This is a genomic window from Oceanisphaera ostreae (assembly GCF_042676125.1).
Lineage (GTDB): Bacteria > Pseudomonadota > Gammaproteobacteria > Enterobacterales > Aeromonadaceae > Oceanimonas > Oceanimonas ostreae.
On record NZ_JBHTJS010000006.1, the window covers coordinates 103697 to 122290 of the forward strand.

Consider the following 18594-nt stretch of genomic DNA (forward strand, 5'->3'; position numbering starts at 1 on the left):
TTCCCCTAGGGTATTCTATTGCAATTTATCGTCGTGGTTTTTCACCCATTTCACAGATCCGGATGTCACTAATGCAAGAGCAATACATTCCCCAAAACATTGAGCCCAAAGTACAACGCTTATGGGCAGAACAGCAGACTTTTAAGGCCACCGAACAAGCTGGCAAGGACAAGTTTTATTGCCTATCCATGTTTCCTTACCCTTCGGGCCGACTGCACATGGGGCATGTACGTAACTACACCATAGGTGACGTTATCTCTCGCTATCAACGGCTGCAAGGTAAAAATGTGCTGCAGCCCATTGGTTGGGACGCTTTTGGCCTACCCGCCGAGAATGCCGCCATCAATAACAAGACCGCGCCGGCTCCTTGGACCTACGAAAATATCGACTACATGAAAGACCAGCTTAAGCGCTTGGGCTTTGGTTACGACTGGAATCGTGAGTTTGCAACCTGTACGCCTGAGTATTATCGCTGGGAACAATGGTTTTTTACTAAGCTGTACGAAAAAGGTTTAGTTTACAAGAAGACCTCATCGGTTAACTGGTGTCCTCACGACGAAACCGTGTTGGCCAACGAGCAAGTAAACGAAGGTTGTTGCTGGCGTTGTGACACCCCAGTGGTGCGTAAAGAAATTCCACAGTGGTTTATTAAAATCACCGAATACGCCGACGAGCTGCTAAGCGAACTGGACAACTTAGACGAGTGGCCAGAGCAAGTTAAAGCCATGCAGCGTAACTGGATTGGCCGCAGCGAGGGCGTAAACCTCAGCTTTAAAGTGGTAGATCAAGATCAGTCGTTTGATGTCTATACCACCCGCCCCGATACCCTAATGGGTGTGACCTATGTGGGCATTGCCGCCGGTCACCCATTAGCTGAGCAGGCTGCAAAAAATAATCCCGCGTTGGCCGCCTTTATCGACGAGTGCAAACACAACAGTAAAGTGGCTGAGGCCGACATGGCCACCATGGATAAAAAGGGCGTGGCCACCGGCTTATATGCCGAGCATCCGCTAACCGGCAAGCAGGTGCCTATTTGGGCTGCTAACTTCGTATTAATGGATTACGGCTCAGGCGCCGTAATGTCTGTTCCGGCTCACGATCAGCGTGACTACGAGTTTGCCACCCAATATGGCCTAGAGATCACCCCCGTGATCAAGCCGGCCGATGGCAGCGAGCTGGATATCAGCACCGAGGCCTATACCGAACAAGGTATCTTATTTAACTCAGGCGAATTTGATGGCCTGGATTTTAAAGCCGCCTTTAATGCCATTGCCGATACCTTAACCGAGAAAAAACTCGGCCAACGTACCGTAAACTATCGTCTGCGAGATTGGGGTGTGAGCCGCCAGCGTTATTGGGGCGCGCCTATTCCGATGCTGAACTTAGAGGACGGCTCGGTAGTAGCGGTGCCAGAGGCTGACTTGCCGGTGATATTGCCAGAAGATGTGGTGATGGACGGCATTCAAAGCCCGATTAAAGCTGACGCAGAGTGGGCCAAAACCACCTATAACGGCCAGCCGGCGCTGCGTGAAACTGACACCTTCGACACCTTTATGGAGTCATCTTGGTATTACGCTCGCTATTGCAGCCCAGATTACGACCAAGGCATGCTGGATCCAGAAAAAGCCAACTACTGGTTGCCCGTTGATCAGTACATTGGCGGTATAGAGCACGCCTGTATGCACCTATTGTATGCTCGCTTCTTTCATAAATTGTTGCGCGATACCGGCTTAGTTGAATCAGACGAGCCCTTTAAGCGTTTATTATGCCAAGGCATGGTGTTGGCCGACGCCTTCTATCATACCGATGAAAAGGGCGCGCGCACTTGGGTAAGCCCATTAGATGTCACCCTAGAGCGCGACGACAAAGGCCGCGTAAAAAGTGCTAAAGACCAAGAAGGTCATGAACTAGTACATACCGGCATGACCAAAATGTCGAAGTCGAAGAACAACGGCATCGACCCACAGGTGATGATCGACAAGTATGGTGCCGATACGGTACGTCTGTTTATGATGTTTGCCTCACCTGCCGACATGACGCTGGAATGGTCCGATTCGGGCGTAGAAGGCGCACAGCGCTTTATTAAACGTCTGTGGCGCTTAGTGTTTGAGCATCAGTCCCATGGTCCCGTTGCCGCGTTGAATATAGCCGGCTTAAACGGCGAGCAAAAAGCGCTGCGCCGTGATGTGCACAAAACCATTAACAAGGTGAGCGACGATATTGGCCGCCGTCAGACCTTTAACACCGCCATTGCTGCGGTGATGGAACTGATGAATAAGCTGACCAAAGTCGACATGGGCGATGAGCAAAACCGCGCCCTGCTGCAAGAAGCGCTAGAAGCCATTACCGTGATGCTACACCCCATAGTGCCGCACACCGGTGTTGAGCTTTGGCAAGGGCTGGGACACACCGATATCGATCATGCCGCGTGGCCCGTTGCCGATGCTAACGCCTTAGTCGAAGACGAAAAGCTAGTGGTAGTGCAGGTTAACGGCAAAGTACGCAGCAAAATAACCGTGCCGGCAGACGCCAGCAAGGATGACGTGGACGCAGCCGCACAAGCCGATGAGAATGTAACCCGCCATCTTGAAGGAAAAACCGTGCGCAAAGTGATTTACGTGCCCGGTAAACTGCTGAATATAGTGGCTAACTAACAGCCGTACGCTTTACGCTGTAAGACAAACCGAGCGCCATGCATATTAAGGCGCTTGGTTTAGTTTTAGCTTGGTGCTCAGCGCATGGCGCTTGGTGCTTTTTTTGAGGAATTTGTATGCTTTATCGCATTAAAGCCACGACCTTAGTTTTATTAACCTTGCTGCTAGTTGGCTGTGGTTTTCAGCTCAGGGGGGGCGATAACTTGGCTCCCGAGCTTCAGCGTCTAGCCTTGGTTGGCGACGACAAAAGCCAGTTTTATCGCCTAGTGTCGGCACGGCTGCAACGCGCCGGTGCTCAGTTAGTCGAACCAGACGCCCTCACTCCCGTGCTTAGCATCTCGGGCTTAGGCCAAGGTAACAGCGTGGCTTCAGTTAACAACCGAGCCGACGCACTAGAATACGCGACTCGTTTTGGTACTCGCTTTACCCTCGATATGCCAGACCAAGCCCGTCAGGTCTTTACTGTGACCTTCAACCGCAGTTTCCTCGATAAATCGGCACAGGCGCTGGCCTCTAGCCGCGAGCAATTTCAATTGCGCGAGCAGATGGAGCATGAAGCTGCCGAGCAAATTATACGCCAGCTTAATCGTCTGTCGTTCTAATGCGTCTATATCCTGAACAGCTAGCAACCCACCTACAAGCAGGGCTCGCCCCCTGCTATTTTATTTATGGCGACGAGCCGCTGTTAAAGCAAGAAGCACTAGATACCCTGCGCCACACTGCCCGCACCTTGGGCTTTGACGAACGCACGCGTTTCGATGCCGACCCAAGCCTAGACTGGGACGACATTTTCTCGGCCAGCCAAAGCTTAAGTCTGTTCAGCCAACGACAAATTATTGAAGTGCACCTACCCGAGAAGCTTGATAAAACCGCCTCGGAACGGCTACGCGAATTGCTCAAACAATGTCATCCCGATTTATTGCTGCTGGTCACCGGCCCTAAGCTAAATCAGCAACAACAAAAAGGTGCCTGGTTTAAGGCGCTGAGTGCCGCCGGCCCAGTGATGCCTGTATTTACCCCAGATGCCCGACACTTCGGTCGTTGGCTAGCTCAGCGCCTGCAACAACATGGCATGAGTGCCGACTCCGAAGCGCTGCAATGGCTAGCCTATGCCTTTGAAGGCAATTTGCTGGGGGTGAACGGCGAAATAGAAAAGCTGGCGCTACAAAACCTGCCTCAGCCATTAACGCTGCCAGTATTACAAAATTTGGTGCAGCCCCATCATCAATTTAATCCGTTTCAACTGTTAGATCCGCTGTTGCAGGGCAAGGTAAAACGCGCTTGCCGTATTTTGTTACAACTGCGCACCGAAGGTATAGAAGCGGGCATGCTGTGTCACCTGTTGGCTCGAGAGCTAAGCACCCTGCAGCAGCTACAACTGGGGTTACAAAGTGGCCAGTCATTTGCGCAATTAGCCACCAGCTTGCATGTATGGTCGAGTCGCCAAAGTTTAATGCAATCGGCATTAGCTCGGGTGCCACTGGCCAAGTTGCAACAACTGCAAGCCATGCTCGCCGCCGCCGACCGTGCCATAGCAGCTTTTGATGATGATGAGGCCTGGCGCTGGCTATACAGCATCTGCGTCGGCTTTCTCGACGAACGCTTGATGGTTATAAACCCATAGCGCCAGTCGCCCAGCACCAAGTTAAGAGAAAACACCAGCACTAACCTAGATCTGCAACGGAACCCGCGGAATCCACGGAAAAATTAAGATGAGATAAGAGCGAAAAGAGCCAAGAGATTTCTTTGGTAAGACCAAGCTCTTCGGGAGAGGTTTTGTAGGGCCGCCTTACTTAGGTAAAAGGGTTCAACCAAAATGGGGGCACAGGTCAGAAGCGGTCCAATACACCTACCTAAAACATAGCCCGCTACAAAATATTTTCTTTAGACCTTACCAATATTATGCTTTTTCAGATCTTATCCCTATTTTTCCGTGGGTTCCGTGGATTCCGTGGCGAAAAGGCTTTAATTTTTAGTGTTTCACCTTCACCCTTGGGAGCAATATGAAAAAAGCGATTGGTTTGTTGGGTGGTACTTTTGATCCGATTCATATCGGTCATTTACGCCCAGCGATAGCGCTGTTAGAGCGGCTTAATTTGGCCGAAGTGCGGCTGCTGCCCAATTATATTCCTCCGCACAAAGTCCCCCCCGACAGCGCGCCCGAACACAGATTAGCCATGGTGCAGTTAGCGGCAGATTACACACCCAAGTTGGTGGTTGATGCGCGAGAGCTAAAGCGCAACCGCCCTTCTTATACGGTAGAGACGCTGATTGAGCTGCGCAAAGAGCTGCCCGATACTCCGCTGTGCTTTTTAATGGGTATGGACTCGCTATGTAGCCTTAACCGCTGGCACCGCTGGCAAGAGTTGCTGGAGTATGCGCATTTAGTGGTGAGCCATCGGCCCGGCTGGCAACCAGATTTTAACCCCACGATTAACACCTTATATCAGGTGCACGGCACCACGGATGGCGGGCAGTTACAGCGTCGTTTGGGCGGCTGCATTTACCTGTTCGACAACCCACAATTGGATATTTCATCGACCCAAATTCGCAACTGCATTCGGTTAGGGAACAATCCGCAATATTTGTTGCCAGAGCCTGTTATCAACTACGTTCGAGAAAAGCGACTCTATCAATCGCCCGTGTTATAATATGCCGTCATTTTTAATTCTGGAGAAAGTCCCCTTGCAAGGTCAAGAACTGTACGACTTTATCGTCGATAAACTCGATGATAGCAAAGCCCGCGACATACAAGTGTTAGACGTTACCGGCAAATCGAGCATTACCGACTGCATGATAGTGTGCTCAGGTAATTCTAGCCGCCATGTAAATGCCATTGCCGAAAACGTAGCCGCCGAAGCCAGGCATGCAGGCCTCACGTTTCTTAGCCTACAGGGCAAAGATGCGGGTGAATGGGTGCTGGTCGATTTGGGCGATATCATAGTGCACGTGATGCAAGAAGAAACCCGCGACTTTTATCAGCTTGAAAAGCTGTGGGGCGGCAATGCCGTTGGAGCCTCGGCTTAATGAAGTTACAACTGGTGGCCGTGGGTACCAAAATGCCCGATTGGGTAACTATCGGCTTTCAGGAATATCAACGACGCTTTCCTAGAGACTTGTCATTAGAGCTGATTGAAATTTCAGCGGGCAAGCGCGGTAAAAATGCAGACATAGAGCGGATATTACAGCGCGAAGGCGAGCAGATGCTAGCGGCCGTATCCAAATCGGCGCGCATCGTAACGCTTGATATTCCTGGCCGACCTTGGACAACGCCCCAGTTAGCAACCGAATTAACCCGCTGGCAGCTGGACGGCCGCGACGTGGCCATTTTAATAGGTGGCCCAGAGGGGTTAGCTCCCGCTTGCAAGGCGGCAGCCGAGCAGTCTTGGTCTTTATCGCCGCTCACACTACCTCACCCGTTGGTACGTGTAGTGGCGGCCGAAAGCCTGTATCGCGCTTGGAGCATTAACAACAACCACCCCTACCACCGGGAATAATCATGGCTTCGTCTCGGGTAAAGATGCGCGATCATGGCGCCGAATCATCCTTGTATTGGCGTCGTGCTGTGATTGCCTTTACGGGCATCGTGGTGCTAATGGGGGTGTTAGTTGCTAATCTTTATCACCTGCAGATTAACGAACACCAAATCTATCAAACCCGCTCGAACGACAACCGCATCAAAGTACTGCCTATCGCCCCAACACGCGGTCTTATTTATGATCGTAACGGTATCTTGCTAGCTGAAAATCGCCCTATTTACAGCCTAGAGATTACCCCCGAGCAAGCCCAAGACCTTGATCATACCGTGGATGAAATCATCACCCTACTTGATCTCGATCCTACTGTTAAAAACCGGTTTTTTACTGAAGTACGTCGCCAACGGCGCTTTACTCCCGTAGTACTGGTCAACCGACTTAACGAACAACAAGTGGCTCGCTTCAGTATTAATCAGCATAAATATCCCGGTGCCGCCATTGAGGCCTATCTAAAACGCTTTTATCCTTATCGCGACACCTTTACCCACGTTATTGGCTATGTGGCGCGTATTAACGATAGAGACGTAACACGACTAAAAGAAGACAACAAGCTGGCCAACTACGCCTCAACCCGCGATATTGGCAAACTGGGGGTCGAGCGTTATTACGAAGACACTCTGCATGGCCAAACCGGTTATCAAGAAGTTGAGGTGAACAATCGGGGCCGCGTTATACGCACCCTTAAATATCAGCCCCCCATCCCCGGCAGTGATATTTACTTGAACGTTGACGTGAAGTTGCAACAAAAAGCTCAGAAGCTGATGGCCAATCGTCGCGGTGCCGCGGTGATCATGACGCCGAAAGACGGCAAAATACTGAGCCTGATCTCCAGCCCCAGTTACGATCCTAACTTATTTGTTCATGGCATTAGCGGCCCAGAATATCGGGAATTGCTCAACAACCCCGACCGACCGCTGATTAACCGTGCCAGCCAAGGCATTTACGCGCCAGCATCTACCGTTAAACCTATGCTAGCCATTATGGGGCTAAACGAAGGTGCCTTTACGACCAACACCCGTTTCTTTGGTGGCCCTTATTTTCAAATACCTAACACCAAACGCAAGTTTCGCGATTGGCGTCGCTGGGGCCATGGTTGGATGGATGTGTACCGAGCCATCGAAATTTCGGCCGATACCTTTTTTTATGATCTCGCGTATCGAGTAGGCATAGACGGCATTAATGACTATATGGGCCGCTTTGGTTTTGGTGAATATTCAGGCATTGACCTGCACGAAGAAGCCAGCGGCAACTTGCCCTCGCGCGAATGGAAAAAATCGCGGCACAAACAGCCTTGGTATCAGGGCGATACTATTTCGGTGGGCATTGGCCAAGGCTATTGGACGGCAACCCCGCTACAACTGGCGCGCGCCACCACCATACTAGTGGACCGAGGGGAAACCATTCACCCCAGATTACTAAATGGCATTGGCGGACCCGATGGCATGATCCCTATGCCGGTCAGTAAAGGCACCCCCATTGAGCTTAAACAAGATAACTATTGGGATGTGGCATTAACCGGCATGCACCGAGTCATTAATGGTAGAGAAGGCACCGCCAGACGCGCCTTTGCCAACACGCCTTATACGGCTGCGGGTAAGTCGGGCACGGCGCAAGTATTTAGCTTGGCGGAAAACCAACAATATAACCACGACAGCACTAAAGAACATCTGCGCGACAACGCCCTGTTTATCGCCTTTGCTCCTTATGAAAACCCCGAAGTAGTGGTGTCTGTGGTATTAGAAAATGCCGGAGGTGGTAGCTCTAATGCTGCTCCCGTCGCCCGAGCTTTGCTCGACTTGTATATGATCCCCGACATACTCAACGCGCCCGACTCCCAGGAGCAAGCCGATGAATAAACATCAGCACCGTCGCCCACTATGGGAAATCTTGCACCTAGATTGGCCGCTGTTATTGGCTATTCTTACCTTATTAAGTGCCAGCTTAGCCATCTTATATTCCGCCTCAGGCGAGGATATGGACTCCCTGCTCCGCCAAGCCATACGCATTGGCATATCCATAGTGGTGATGGTAGGGCTTGCCCAATTACCACCGAGCTTTTACTCCCGCTGGGCTCCGCCGATCTTTATTTTAGGCGCTATCTTACTAATACTCGTGTTATTAGTCGGTGATATCGGTAAGGGTGCCCAGCGCTGGCTCGAAGTTGGTGGCATTCGTTTTCAGCCTTCCGAAATCATGAAGTTAGTAATGCCAATGATGATCGCCACCTACATCAGCCGCTATCCCTTACCACCAAGCCTATTGCGGGTATTTTTGGCGTTAGGTATGGTCCTTCTGCCCACCTTGTTAATTGCCAACCAACCCGACTTAGGCACCGCACTCTTGGTGGCGGCATCGGGATTTTTTGTGATTTTTTTGGCCGGTATGTCTTGGCGCCTTATTCTAGCCGCCGTGGTGAGCATCGCCGCGTTCTTACCCGCGCTGTGGTTTTTTCTGATGCACGACTATCAGAAGCGACGAGTCTTGACTCTGCTTAACCCAGAAAGCGACCCGTTAGGCGCCGGTTATCATATTATTCAATCCAAGATTGCCATTGGCTCGGGAGGCCTGTGGGGAAAAGGCTGGTTGGAAGGTACCCAGTCACAATTGGAGTTTTTACCCGAACGCCATACCGACTTTATTTTTGCGGTATTAAGTGAAGAGTTTGGTTTGGTAGGCGTGTGCCTACTGATGGTACTGTATCTGTTTATTATTTGGCGCGGTCTGTATATTTCCATGCAGGCACACGGCGCTTTTCCACGCCTACTCGGCGGAGCTCTCACCCTTACTTTTTTTGTATATGTATTTGTTAATATCGGCATGGTGAGCGGCTTGTTGCCGGTAGTGGGCGTTCCATTGCCGTTAATCAGTTACGGCGGCACCTCCATGGTGACACTCATGGCCGGATTTGGCATTCTTATGTCTGTGCATACCCACAAGCGCCTATTGGCTAAATAAAAGGATTATTGAATGCGTGTTGCTCTTCTTTCTGCTGCTGGCTTATTACTGAGCTCTTCGGTGTTGGCCGCAGACTCTAATCCAGAACAACAAGCTTGGCTGGATGGGCTGGCTGGCAAGTTTGAATTACCCCTTAGCGAGTTAAACGACGCGCTCGCCAAGGCTGAGTATCAGCAATCCATTATTGACGCCATGACGCGCCCGGCCGAAGCGAAGCCGTGGCATCAATATCGCCCCATCTTTTTAACCGAAAAGCGCTTAGATAAAGGGGTGGAGTTTTGGCAACAGCATAGCGAGCTGCTCGCTCAAGCTGAACAAGAGCTACAAGTGCCAGCCGAGATGATCACCGCCATTATTGGCGTAGAGACCTTTTATGGTACCAACATGGGCAGCCATAAAGTGTTGGATGCACTGTATACCTTAGGTTTTCATTATCCACCTAGGGGGGAATTCTTTCGCTCGGAGTTTGGCCACTACCTCGAGTTGGCCAAAGAGCAAGGCTGGTCTGTAGGTGAACAAAAAGGCTCTTATGCGGGCGCGATGGGCATGGGGCAGTTTATTTCCTCCAGCTATCGCCACTACGCTGTAGACTTCGACTCCGACGGCGAGCGCAACCTCTTTCTTGCTGACGACGCCATTGGCAGTGTCGCCAACTATTTTTACGAACATAAATGGCACCCAAATGAAGGCGTCGCCTACCCGGCTAAAGTAACCAATCCTGACGCCGCCGCAGCATTATTGAACCCCGCTCTTGAGATCTCTCATAGCTGGGCTGAATTAGTGGCGGCCGGTGTGGTGCTTGAGCAAGAGTTAGACGCCGACACCCCCGTTAAACTGCTTCTTTTAGAAGGTGCAGAGGGCCCTGAATATTGGGTAGTTCGACATAACTTTTATGTGATTACCCGTTATAATCACAGCCCTCTATACGCCATGGCGGTTTATCAACTGAGTGAGCAGCTAAAACAAGCCTATGAAAAATCTTTATAAAGCTCTCCTGCCCCTAACCGTCTTGGTATTGACGGCCTGTAGCTCTCAGTCCAGCATCGAGAAAGCAGAACAGCAAAAGCACGGCAAACCTCAAAACGAAGCCAAGGATGCCAAGTGGGAAAAGGAAACTGCCGGAGGCCGTTATAGCTTGCGCCAAGACAAGCCGCCGGGTAAGGCGCCTAACTTAGATCACGTTAAAGATGCGGTGCCCCGTTATGAACCCTATACGCGTGGCGGTAATAAGAATTACAATGTGTGGGGTCAAGACTACGAGGTCTGGCAAGATGTAGAAAATTACCGTGATGAGGGTATGGCCTCTTGGTATGGCGCCAAGTTTCATGGCTACCATACTTCTAACGGTGAGGTGTACGACATGTACACCATGACCGCAGCCCATAAACACTTACCGTTGCCCTCTTTCTTGCGTGTTACCAACAAAGAAAATGGCAAGCAGGTGGTGGTACGCGTTAACGACCGAGGCCCTTTTCATGATGGCAGAGTAGTTGACTTGTCTTATGCCGCAGCTTACAAGCTGGGCATACTGGCTACGGGTACGGCCGCCGTAAAAGTGGAGCTGATCAAGGTTGCTCCCACCGGCAAAGAAACGCAATTGGCGCAACAGGCCAATGGTAAACAAGCGAGCAACCAAGACATAAACTTGGCGCAAACGAAGCCAACAGCATCGGCTCACGGTAAGCACATACAGTTACTGGCCACCCGTTCTGGCGATAAAGCCAAGGAGCTTGCCGCTCAGCTAAGCAAAGAGTATGGTTTTCCGGCCCGAGTTGAGCGTCAGTCTGAATGGTACCGCCTGCAAATGGGTCCAATTCCAACCAACAAAACACAAGCAACCTTAAATCGGCTAGTTGCCGAAGGGTATGCTCAGGCCTATTTTCTTAATTAATGGGTTTGGTTTTTAACTTATCATTGGCAGTTTTTGCCTATACTTACAGGGTTTTCACCGACGTTATGCGCATGCTTAATACTCTTCCAACTTTCTTTCTTGCCGCTGTGGTGTCTTTTTCTAGCCAAGCGCAAGTATTAACGCCCATGATCCCAGAGGCGCCTTCTATTGCAGCAAAATCTTATCTATTAATGGACTATGCCAGCGGCCAGATATTAGTGTCAGAAGGCGCGGACGACAAATTACCGCCTGCCAGCCTGACTAAAATGATGACCTCCTATATTTTGGCCCAAGCGCTAAAAGAAGGGAAAGTACAAAAAGAAGACATGGTGACCGTTAGTGAAGCCGCTTGGGCACAGAACTTCCCCGGTTCTTCAGTGATGTTTCTGGAAGTCGGCAAAGAAGTCAGCATCGACCAGCTCAACCGCGGTATTATCATTCAGTCTGGCAACGATGCCACCGTGGCGGTGGCCGAGCACTTAGCGGGCAGCATCAACTCGTTTGCCGGCCTAATGAATGCGTGGTCTGCACGTTTAGGCATGAATGACAGTCACTTTGTCACCCCCCACGGCTTACACAGCGATGCGATGTATACCACCGCCCATGATATGGCGCTGTTAGGTCAGGCTTTGATCCGTGATGTGCCAGAAGAGTATAAAATTTACTCTGAAAAGTCGTTTGTCTATAACGGCATTACCCAGCACAACCGTAATTCTCTGCTGTGGGATAAATCATTGCATGTGGATGGTATTAAAACCGGCCATGTTGATGCGGTGGGTTACAACTTAGTCTCTTCTGCTACCCAAGACGACATGCGGTTAATTGCGGTTGTTATGGGCGCAAGCAGTGAGCGCTCCCGCGCAGCAGAAAGCAAAAAGCTACTGACCTACGGTTTTCGCTTTTATCAAACGCTTACCCCATATGAAGCAGGTACTAAGCTGATGGATCAGCAAATCTGGATGGGCGACAAAGACACCATAGCGCTTGGTGTAGATAAGGCCGTTGCAGTGACTATTCCCCGCGGCCAAGCACAAAATTTACAAGCCGATTTTACCCTAGACAAATCATTAAGAGCGCCCATTGTTAAAGGTGAGCAAGTAGGTACTTTACACCTTAAACTAGACGGTGAAGATGTAATCACTCTGCCACTGGTTGCGCTAGAAGACGTTGAACAAGGTGGTGTTTTTAGCCGCATGATCGACTACATCAAGCTGTTGGTAAAAGACTTGTTTAGCTAAGGAAATTACAGCGCAAGCGCCCAGCTCAACAAAAAATACCGAGCTTTGTCGCTGCTGCTTTAGCTACAATTGTTGCGCAGCAACATGATGTTAGTCGGTGTTTTTTACCAATAAAGGCTGATAGCTGCCCGACGGGCTTGCTAACCCACACAAGTTGTCGGTTTAAGCTTCGCCGATTTTATGGTAAAAATGTGATCTGGGTTACAAAAGCATTTTTGCCCACTATTAAAAATTGCATGTAGTAAAGGTTGTTATGACTAGCCAATTGAATACCAAATTTGATGAATATCTTGAGTTCCCTTGCCAGTTTCCCTTCAAAATTCTGGGATTGGCCGATGCTCGCCTACCCGATATGATCGTTGAAGTGATACAGCAACACGCACCCGGCGATTACAGCCCACACGTCCGCCCTAGCAGCAAAGGGAACTACCACGCGGTGACGATTCCGGTGACAGTGACCAGCAAAGCGCATATTGAGACACTCTATTTAAAGCTGGGTGAGCTAGAACTGGTTAAGTACGTACTCTAGGATAAGCGCAATGCCACAAGATCAACTCACCGTTAGACACTGGGGTGAAGCCTCTTATGAGGATGTATGGCATGCCATGCAAGACTTTACCAACCAGCGTGACCAAGACACTCAAGATGAGTTTTGGCTGGTTGAACACCCCCCAGTGTTTACACAGGGTCAGGCCGGCAAGCCCGAGCATATTCTTAACCTAGGTGACATTCCCTTGGTGAAAAGTGACCGCGGTGGCCAAGTTACTTATCATGGCCCGGGTCAGTTGATCGTGTACTTGCTATTAGATGTACGCCGTAAAAAACTCGGCGTACGCCACCTAGTAACCAGTATGGAAAATGCCATTGTCGCGCTATTAGCCGCCTACCATATAGACGCTTACGCCAAGCCCGATGCGCCGGGTGTCTATGTGGCAGAGACGATGGGCACCGAAAATAAAATTGCCTCGCTAGGATTACGAGTACGCAGAGGCTGCTCGTTTCATGGCTTAGCGCTGAACGTTAATATGGACTTGGCCCCCTTTCTGCGAATCAACCCTTGCGGCTATGCCGGCATGGCGATGACACAGTGCAGTGCCTTAGGTGGCCCACACACTATTGATGAAGCTCAGTCCCAACTGGTGCCTAAGCTGGCAGACCTGCTTGGCTATCAACATCTCGACTACACCACAGAGAAGCTGAAATTATGAACAAACCTGTACGCGTCGAGCCTGGCGTAAAATTACGTGACGCCGATAAAATGGCCCTTATTCCCGTTAAGTTCATGCCCGAGCCGAACGAAGAAGTGTTACGTAAGCCGGACTGGATGAAGATCAAACTTCCTCCCAGCAGTAAGCGTATACAGGAACTGAAAAGTATTATGCGCGAGAACGATCTGCACTCTGTGTGTGAAGAAGCCTCTTGCCCTAACTTATCCGAATGCTTTACCCACGGTACTGCGACCTTTATGATTTTGGGTGCCATTTGTACCCGCCGCTGCCCTTTCTGTGACGTGGCCCACGGCCGCCCATTAGCGATTAATCCGGACGAGCCCGCAAAACTGGCAAAAACCATTAAAGAGCTGGGCCTTAAATACGTGGTGATCACCTCAGTTGACCGAGACGATCTGCGTGACGGCGGTGCTCAACACTTTGTGGATTGTATTAAAGCGATTCGCGAGCAAAGCCCAAACACCAAAATCGAGATATTAACGCCCGATTTCCGCGGTCGCATGGACACGGCGTTAGAGATCTTCAAAGATACACCGCCCGATGTGTTCAATCACAACTTGGAAACCGCGCCGCGTCTGTATCGTGTAGCGCGCCCCGGTGCCGATTATAAGTGGTCATTAGAACTACTGCGTCGTTTTAAAGAAATGCACCCACAGGTTGCTACTAAGTCTGGTTTGATGATGGGCTTAGGAGAAACTAATGAAGAAATTGCAGAAGTGCTCAAAGACTTACGCGCGCACAACGTGACCATGCTAACGCTAGGTCAATATTTGCAGCCAAGCCGCCATCACTTGCCGGTGAAGCGCTATGTGCCGCCTGCAGAATTTGACGAGCTAAAAGTGATTGCCGACAGCATCGGCTTTGAGCACGCCGCCTGCGGCCCGCTGGTACGCTCATCGTATCATGCCGATTTACAAGCACAGGGCGTAGAAGTTAAGTAAGCCCTAAAGGCAACCTTACGTCTAACGCTGTACGCCGTACGACTACCCCCCTTAGATAAAAAAGGAGCCTAATGGCTCCCTTTTTACGTTTGGTCTTTTTCTTTCAGCTTCTAGCTTACGGCTTCCAGCTGCCCGAAGGGCCCGGGTTAACCGCGTCTTGCGGTAACGGCGTCGGCTAGTTGCGCCAGCATGGTTTCGGTGTCGTCCCAACCAATGCACGCATCGGTGATGCTCTGGCCGTAGGTCAGCTCGGTGGCATCGTCGGTTAAGTCTTGACGACCGGCTATCAAATGGCTTTCAACCATGACGCCCATAATCGCCTGCTGGCCCGCCGCTAACTGCGCGCTCACATCTTCAGACACCACCATTTGGCGCTGATATTGCTTGCTGCTGTTAGCATGACTAAAGTCGATCATAATTTTTTGTGGCAACTCTGCTTTAGCTAGCGCCGCACATACCTCAGCCACATGCTCGGCACTGTAGTTAGGCTCTCGACCACCGCGTAAAATAATATGACAATCGGGGTTACCCGTGGTTTGCACGATGGCGGAATGACCCAGCTTGGTCACCGACAAGAAATGGTGTGCCGCACTGGCTGCACCAATCGCATCGGCCGCTACTTTAATGGTGCCGTCGGTACCGTTCTTAAAACCAACCGGACAAGACAGGCCAGAGGCCAACTCACGGTGTACTTGAGACTCGGTTGTACGGGCACCAATAGCGCCCCAGCTCATTAAGTCAGCCATATATTGTGGCGTGATCATGTCTAGAAATTCGCTGGCGGTAGGCATGCCCATGTCATTAAGGTCTAACAATAACTTACGACCAATACGCAAGCCGTCGTTGATCTGACAGCTGTTATCTAGATGCGGATCGTTGATCAAGCCTTTCCAGCCCACAGTGGTACGCGGCTTTTCAAAATACACGCGCATCACGACTTCTAAGCGGTCCGCATACTTTTCGCGTAGCACTTTAAGCTTTTTGCCATACTCGATGGCAGCCTCAACATTGTGAATAGAACAAGGTCCAATCACTACCAGTAGACGATCATCCTCGCCAACTAAAATACGATGAATAGCTTGGCGCGACTCAAAGACCGTGGCCGAGGCCGTAGCAGTGGCTGGATACTTTTCCAACACTGCGATTGGCGGCAACAATTCTTTGATTTTATTAATACGGATATCGTCTGTTTGAAAATACATGAGCAACCCTGCTTAGTAATGTTGAGCCCTTGGCCCACTTTATATCGAAAAGATTGGTTTTTAATCTATCCCGAGCAAGAGCCTCTGTAAACGCTCAAATGGCGCTATTTGGCAATTGTGTGCCTTTAAGTAGCAAATAGAGAAAAAAAGCCGTGTTTTGAGGGTGAAGTGTAAAGAGTGAAGGGAACGGCCCAAAATTCTTTTAAGTACTCTTTCGCCACGGAATCCACAGAACCCACGGAACCCACGGAACCCACGGAACCCACGGAACCCACGGAAACATAGTGATCAGAGCTGAAAATATACAGACCTTAAGCACAGTAGTGGTTAGTTTTTACTCTTACCAAATAAGATTACTTTCGCCCTTATCTCAGCTTAAGTTTTTCCGTGTTCTTCCGTGGCTAAGAGTCTTTAATCTTGAAGTCTGAGCTGTTTGCTTTGATTATTCACGCTGCACCCTCTCTTCCACGGCAAAAACTGGACAACACCGACCGTGCAATGGGAATATGCAGGCAGACTCCCAATATGAGATAACACTAATGAGCTATACCCTGAACGACGCCGATAAAGCGGCCGCAGAAAAAATGAATGATGACCAGCGTTATAACCACTTTGTGAATAAAGTAACCGAACATGAACAACTGTGGATTTTAACCGATGAGCACGGCTGCATGATGCTCACCTCAGACGACGACGAAGACTGCATTCCGGTATGGCCTCATGCCGACTACGCCAAAGCGTGGGCAGTGGACGACTGGAGCGAGTGTAAGCCCGAAGCCATTACCCTAAAGGTGTGGCAGTCTCGTTGGGTATCGGGCATGGAAGACGATGAGTTATTAGTTGCCGTGTTCCCTATCACCGATGCCGCCGGTGTATTGGTTGAGCCACGCGAGCTGCAAGACGCCTTCGATCGTAAGAAAAAAAGTGGGCGAAAAGACTGATGCATATTTGGGTAGACGCCGACGCTTGTCCTAAGGTGATCCGCGATATTTTATTTCGCGCCGCCGAGCGCACGCAAACGCCGCTAACCATGGTGGCTAACCATCCGCTGCCCTTGCCGGGTTCTACCCTGATCAAACAGTTGCAGGTGCCTAAGGGATTTGATGTAGCGGACGATGAAATTGTGTCGCGCATTCAACCCGGTGAAATTCTGGTGACCGCCGATATTCCCCTGGCTGCCGAAGCGTTAGAAAAAGGCGCGCGAGTGATCACCCCGCGTGGTGAGAAATTTGACACCGGTACCATTAAAGCCAAGCTGACCATGCGTGATTTTATGGACACCATGCGCTCCAGTGGCATACACACCGCTGGCCCAGCTACCCTTAGCCCTGCCGATCGCCAAACTTTCGCCAATCAGCTGGATCAGCTATTAAGATAAAAATGTGAGGAGTGAGGCGTAAAAGAATACACGATTGGCTCTGCCTCCTCACCCCTCACTCCTCACCCGTTTAAAATCAGAGGTTCATATGTTTAAGCCTGTAATCATTGCCCTAAGTGCCCTGCTATTAAGTGCTTGTGCCACTGTAAGCCAGTACAATGTATCGGAAAGCGAGATCGAGAAATCTCTATACACCTTGCTTGAAAAAGAAGCCCCACGTCTAACTCAAGGGCTGATTGAAACCCAAATTGATCAGCTCGACTTACAAATTGGTCCCGACAACCGCGACATAGTAAAACTTAATCTTAAGGGCGAAACCGCCATTAACGCCCTTATCGCTCGTTTTCCTGCCCAGCTAGATTTGGTTATTGAAGGTCGCCCTGTGTATGACCGTCAACAAAATGCGATATTTTTGCGGGATTTAACCCTATTGCAAAGCAAGGTCGATGCCTTTGGTTACAAGGGTGACATGACTGCCGCCTCAGCCGGCATGATGCAGATCATCCGCTCGGTCTTAGAAAACCAACCCGTGTATCGTCTCGACGACACTAAGTACTCTTGGATTAGCAAAGCTCCCGTCGCGATGAGTATCGCCCCCGGCCGCTTCGTATTCAGCCCACGGTTTGGTGATTAAGCTCTAAAGGCAGCCTTAAGCGATCAGTTGTAAGCCATAAGTTAAGTTCACGACCAAACTATTCAGCTGCATAGTACCAGCAGCTAAAGCGCTGGGTTACAGGACCAGTTTTGTCTAGCTGAACGCTTACAGCTTACCGCTTCAAGCTATCAGTCTTTGTGTCATCGGGGACTTAGCGTACAATGCCGGACGATATAGATATGCGGTTGACTACAAAATAGGTAGGTGTGCTATCAGCTATGCAGTATTAATGGTGTTTATTCCCACCTTTTTCTTTGTCTCAGTAACCCCAGGCATGTGCATGACACTAGCCTTGTCGCTAGGTATGACTGTGGGCGTGCGCCGTGCACTGTGGATGATGCTGGGTGAGTTAGTGGGCGTCGGTTTAGTTGCTTGCTTGGCTGTATTGGGCGTTGCCGCCATTATGCTGCAATACCCCACCCTATTTCAGCTGCTTAAATACGGCGGCGGCCTCTATCTGGCTTGGCTGGGCATTCAATTATGGCGTTCCAGAGGCAAACTGGCCTTAAGTCCCGTGGATGCTGGCCCGCGCCATATTCCAGCGCGCACTCTGGTTAGCCAAGGCTTTATCACTGCCATTGCCAACCCTAAAGGCTGGGCTTTTTTTATCGCCCTGTTGCCCCCCTTTATTGATAACCAGGCGCCGCTGCCTGGTCAGCTGCTGATCTTAGTCTCCATTATTTTATCACTCGAATTTATCTGTATGCTGCTTTATGCCAGCGGCGGACGCACCCTTAGCCGCGTACTGCAGCAAAAAGGTAAAGTGCAGCTATTAAACCGCATCGCCGGTAGTTTGATGTTGGGAGTCGCCCTTTGGCTGGCAATAGGTTAACAGCGGCTCGGCCTAGGCTAATGCCGCGCCAGCCCGCTTGGTTAGCCTTAATGCTGGTCGCACTCGTGGTCAGCCTGTGCTTG

The 18594-nt window shown here is 50.4% G+C and carries 19 protein-coding genes; 18 read left to right on the forward strand and 1 reads right to left on the reverse strand.

Going from position 1 to position 18594, the window contains the following annotated elements:
* Positions 1-71: 71 nt before the first annotated feature.
* The 14 genes from leuS (at position 72) to lipA (ending at position 14444) form a co-directional block, all read left to right on the forward strand.
* Positions 72-2654, forward strand: a complete 2583-nt coding sequence (gene leuS / locus ACFQ1C_RS02875) for a leucine--tRNA ligase (protein WP_379557025.1) — start codon at positions 72-74, stop codon at positions 2652-2654.
* A 116-nt stretch (positions 2655-2770) separates the two neighbouring features.
* Positions 2771-3256, forward strand: coding sequence for an LPS-assembly lipoprotein LptE (locus tag ACFQ1C_RS02880; protein ID WP_379557026.1), 486 nt, complete (start codon positions 2771-2773; stop codon positions 3254-3256).
* Positions 3256-4278: a DNA polymerase III subunit delta gene (gene holA, locus ACFQ1C_RS02885; protein WP_379557027.1), complete on the forward strand. Its 1023-nt coding sequence runs from the start codon at positions 3256-3258 to the stop codon at positions 4276-4278. The genes ACFQ1C_RS02880 and holA overlap by 1 nt, the downstream gene beginning before the upstream one ends.
* A 379-nt stretch (positions 4279-4657) precedes the next feature.
* Positions 4658-5305 carry a nicotinate-nucleotide adenylyltransferase gene (gene nadD, locus ACFQ1C_RS02890; protein ID WP_379557028.1) on the forward strand — a complete coding sequence of 216 codons (648 nt, stop codon included), beginning with the start codon at positions 4658-4660 and terminating at the stop codon, positions 5303-5305.
* A gap of 34 nt (positions 5306-5339) precedes the next feature.
* Positions 5340-5681, forward strand: coding sequence for a ribosome silencing factor (gene rsfS / locus ACFQ1C_RS02895; RefSeq protein ID WP_379557029.1), 342 nt, complete (start codon positions 5340-5342; stop codon positions 5679-5681).
* Positions 5681-6151 carry a 23S rRNA (pseudouridine(1915)-N(3))-methyltransferase RlmH gene (gene rlmH, locus ACFQ1C_RS02900; RefSeq protein WP_379557030.1) on the forward strand — a complete coding sequence of 157 codons (471 nt, stop codon included), beginning with the start codon at positions 5681-5683 and terminating at the stop codon, positions 6149-6151. Before rsfS ends, rlmH begins: the two co-directional genes overlap by 1 nt.
* Before the next feature lie 2 nt (positions 6152-6153).
* Positions 6154-8046, forward strand: a complete 1893-nt coding sequence (gene mrdA / locus ACFQ1C_RS02905; protein WP_379557031.1) for a penicillin-binding protein 2 — start codon at positions 6154-6156, stop codon at positions 8044-8046.
* Entirely contained in the window at positions 8039-9145 is a 1107-nt protein-coding gene (gene rodA, locus ACFQ1C_RS02910; protein ID WP_379557032.1) for a rod shape-determining protein RodA, read from the forward strand. Before mrdA ends, rodA begins: the two co-directional genes overlap by 8 nt.
* 12 nt (positions 9146-9157) lie before the next feature.
* A complete protein-coding gene (mltB, locus tag ACFQ1C_RS02915) occupies positions 9158-10132 on the forward strand; it encodes a lytic murein transglycosylase B (protein WP_379557033.1) in 975 nt (324 codons plus the stop codon).
* Positions 10116-11036: a septal ring lytic transglycosylase RlpA family protein gene (locus ACFQ1C_RS02920; RefSeq protein WP_379557034.1), complete on the forward strand. Its 921-nt coding sequence runs from the start codon at positions 10116-10118 to the stop codon at positions 11034-11036. Before mltB ends, ACFQ1C_RS02920 begins: the two co-directional genes overlap by 17 nt.
* A gap of 71 nt (positions 11037-11107) precedes the next feature.
* Entirely contained in the window at positions 11108-12274 is a 1167-nt protein-coding gene (locus ACFQ1C_RS02925) for a serine hydrolase (RefSeq protein ID WP_379557035.1), read from the forward strand.
* A 265-nt stretch (positions 12275-12539) separates the two neighbouring features.
* Entirely contained in the window at positions 12540-12803 is a 264-nt protein-coding gene (gene ybeD / locus ACFQ1C_RS02930; protein ID WP_379557060.1) for a DUF493 family protein YbeD, read from the forward strand.
* A 10-nt stretch (positions 12804-12813) separates the two neighbouring features.
* Positions 12814-13482, forward strand: coding sequence for a lipoyl(octanoyl) transferase LipB (lipB, locus tag ACFQ1C_RS02935; RefSeq protein ID WP_379557036.1), 669 nt, complete (start codon positions 12814-12816; stop codon positions 13480-13482).
* Entirely contained in the window at positions 13479-14444 is a 966-nt protein-coding gene (lipA, locus tag ACFQ1C_RS02940) for a lipoyl synthase (RefSeq protein ID WP_379557037.1), read from the forward strand. Before lipB ends, lipA begins: the two co-directional genes overlap by 4 nt.
* Positions 14445-14590: 146 nt before the next feature.
* Here lipA and aroG read toward each other — a convergent pair whose 3' ends face one another.
* Positions 14591-15646 carry a 3-deoxy-7-phosphoheptulonate synthase AroG gene (gene aroG, locus ACFQ1C_RS02945; protein ID WP_379557038.1) on the reverse strand — a complete coding sequence of 352 codons (1056 nt, stop codon included), beginning with the start codon at positions 15644-15646 and terminating at the stop codon, positions 14591-14593.
* A gap of 539 nt (positions 15647-16185) precedes the next feature.
* Between aroG and ACFQ1C_RS02950 the strand changes: the two genes are divergently transcribed.
* The 4 genes from ACFQ1C_RS02950 (at position 16186) to ACFQ1C_RS02965 (ending at position 18511) form a co-directional block, all read left to right on the forward strand.
* Complete coding sequence (locus tag ACFQ1C_RS02950) at positions 16186-16587, forward strand: DUF2750 domain-containing protein (RefSeq protein WP_379557061.1); 402 nt, start codon at positions 16186-16188, stop codon at positions 16585-16587.
* Complete coding sequence (locus ACFQ1C_RS02955; RefSeq protein ID WP_379557039.1) at positions 16587-17024, forward strand: YaiI/YqxD family protein; 438 nt, start codon at positions 16587-16589, stop codon at positions 17022-17024. The genes ACFQ1C_RS02950 and ACFQ1C_RS02955 overlap by 1 nt, the downstream gene beginning before the upstream one ends.
* Before the next feature lie 88 nt (positions 17025-17112).
* A complete protein-coding gene (locus ACFQ1C_RS02960; RefSeq protein ID WP_379557040.1) occupies positions 17113-17658 on the forward strand; it encodes a DUF1439 domain-containing protein in 546 nt (181 codons plus the stop codon).
* Between the two features lie 250 nt (positions 17659-17908).
* Positions 17909-18511 (forward strand): LysE family translocator, encoded by a 603-nt coding sequence (locus ACFQ1C_RS02965; RefSeq protein ID WP_379557041.1) that lies wholly within the window; start codon positions 17909-17911, stop codon positions 18509-18511.
* Positions 18512-18594 lie beyond the last annotated feature (83 nt).

What these genes read in the sequence shown, in the direction of transcription:
- leuS (WP_379557025.1), top strand. Translation starts at nt 72, where the DNA reads ATGCAAGAGCAATACATTCCCCAAAACATTGAGCCCAAAGTACAACGC.
- ACFQ1C_RS02880 (WP_379557026.1), top strand. Translation starts at nt 2,771, where the DNA reads ATGCTTTATCGCATTAAAGCCACGACCTTAGTTTTATTAACCTTGCTG.
- holA (WP_379557027.1), top strand. Translation starts at nt 3,256, where the DNA reads ATGCGTCTATATCCTGAACAGCTAGCAACCCACCTACAAGCAGGGCTC.
- nadD (WP_379557028.1), top strand. Translation starts at nt 4,658, where the DNA reads ATGAAAAAAGCGATTGGTTTGTTGGGTGGTACTTTTGATCCGATTCAT.
- rlmH (WP_379557030.1), top strand. Translation starts at nt 5,681, where the DNA reads ATGAAGTTACAACTGGTGGCCGTGGGTACCAAAATGCCCGATTGGGTA.
- mrdA (WP_379557031.1), top strand. Translation starts at nt 6,154, where the DNA reads ATGGCTTCGTCTCGGGTAAAGATGCGCGATCATGGCGCCGAATCATCC.
- rodA (WP_379557032.1), top strand. Translation starts at nt 8,039, where the DNA reads ATGAATAAACATCAGCACCGTCGCCCACTATGGGAAATCTTGCACCTA.
- mltB (WP_379557033.1), top strand. Translation starts at nt 9,158, where the DNA reads ATGCGTGTTGCTCTTCTTTCTGCTGCTGGCTTATTACTGAGCTCTTCG.
- ACFQ1C_RS02920 (WP_379557034.1), top strand. Translation starts at nt 10,116, where the DNA reads ATGAAAAATCTTTATAAAGCTCTCCTGCCCCTAACCGTCTTGGTATTG.
- ACFQ1C_RS02925 (WP_379557035.1), top strand. Translation starts at nt 11,108, where the DNA reads ATGCTTAATACTCTTCCAACTTTCTTTCTTGCCGCTGTGGTGTCTTTT.
- lipB (WP_379557036.1), top strand. Translation starts at nt 12,814, where the DNA reads ATGCCACAAGATCAACTCACCGTTAGACACTGGGGTGAAGCCTCTTAT.
- lipA (WP_379557037.1), top strand. Translation starts at nt 13,479, where the DNA reads ATGAACAAACCTGTACGCGTCGAGCCTGGCGTAAAATTACGTGACGCC.
- aroG (WP_379557038.1), bottom strand. Translation starts at nt 15,646, where the DNA reads ATGTATTTTCAAACAGACGATATCCGTATTAATAAAATCAAAGAATTG.
- ACFQ1C_RS02950 (WP_379557061.1), top strand. Translation starts at nt 16,186, where the DNA reads ATGAGCTATACCCTGAACGACGCCGATAAAGCGGCCGCAGAAAAAATG.
- ACFQ1C_RS02955 (WP_379557039.1), top strand. Translation starts at nt 16,587, where the DNA reads ATGCATATTTGGGTAGACGCCGACGCTTGTCCTAAGGTGATCCGCGAT.
- ACFQ1C_RS02960 (WP_379557040.1), top strand. Translation starts at nt 17,113, where the DNA reads ATGTTTAAGCCTGTAATCATTGCCCTAAGTGCCCTGCTATTAAGTGCT.
- ACFQ1C_RS02965 (WP_379557041.1), top strand. Translation starts at nt 17,909, where the DNA reads ATGGTGTTTATTCCCACCTTTTTCTTTGTCTCAGTAACCCCAGGCATG.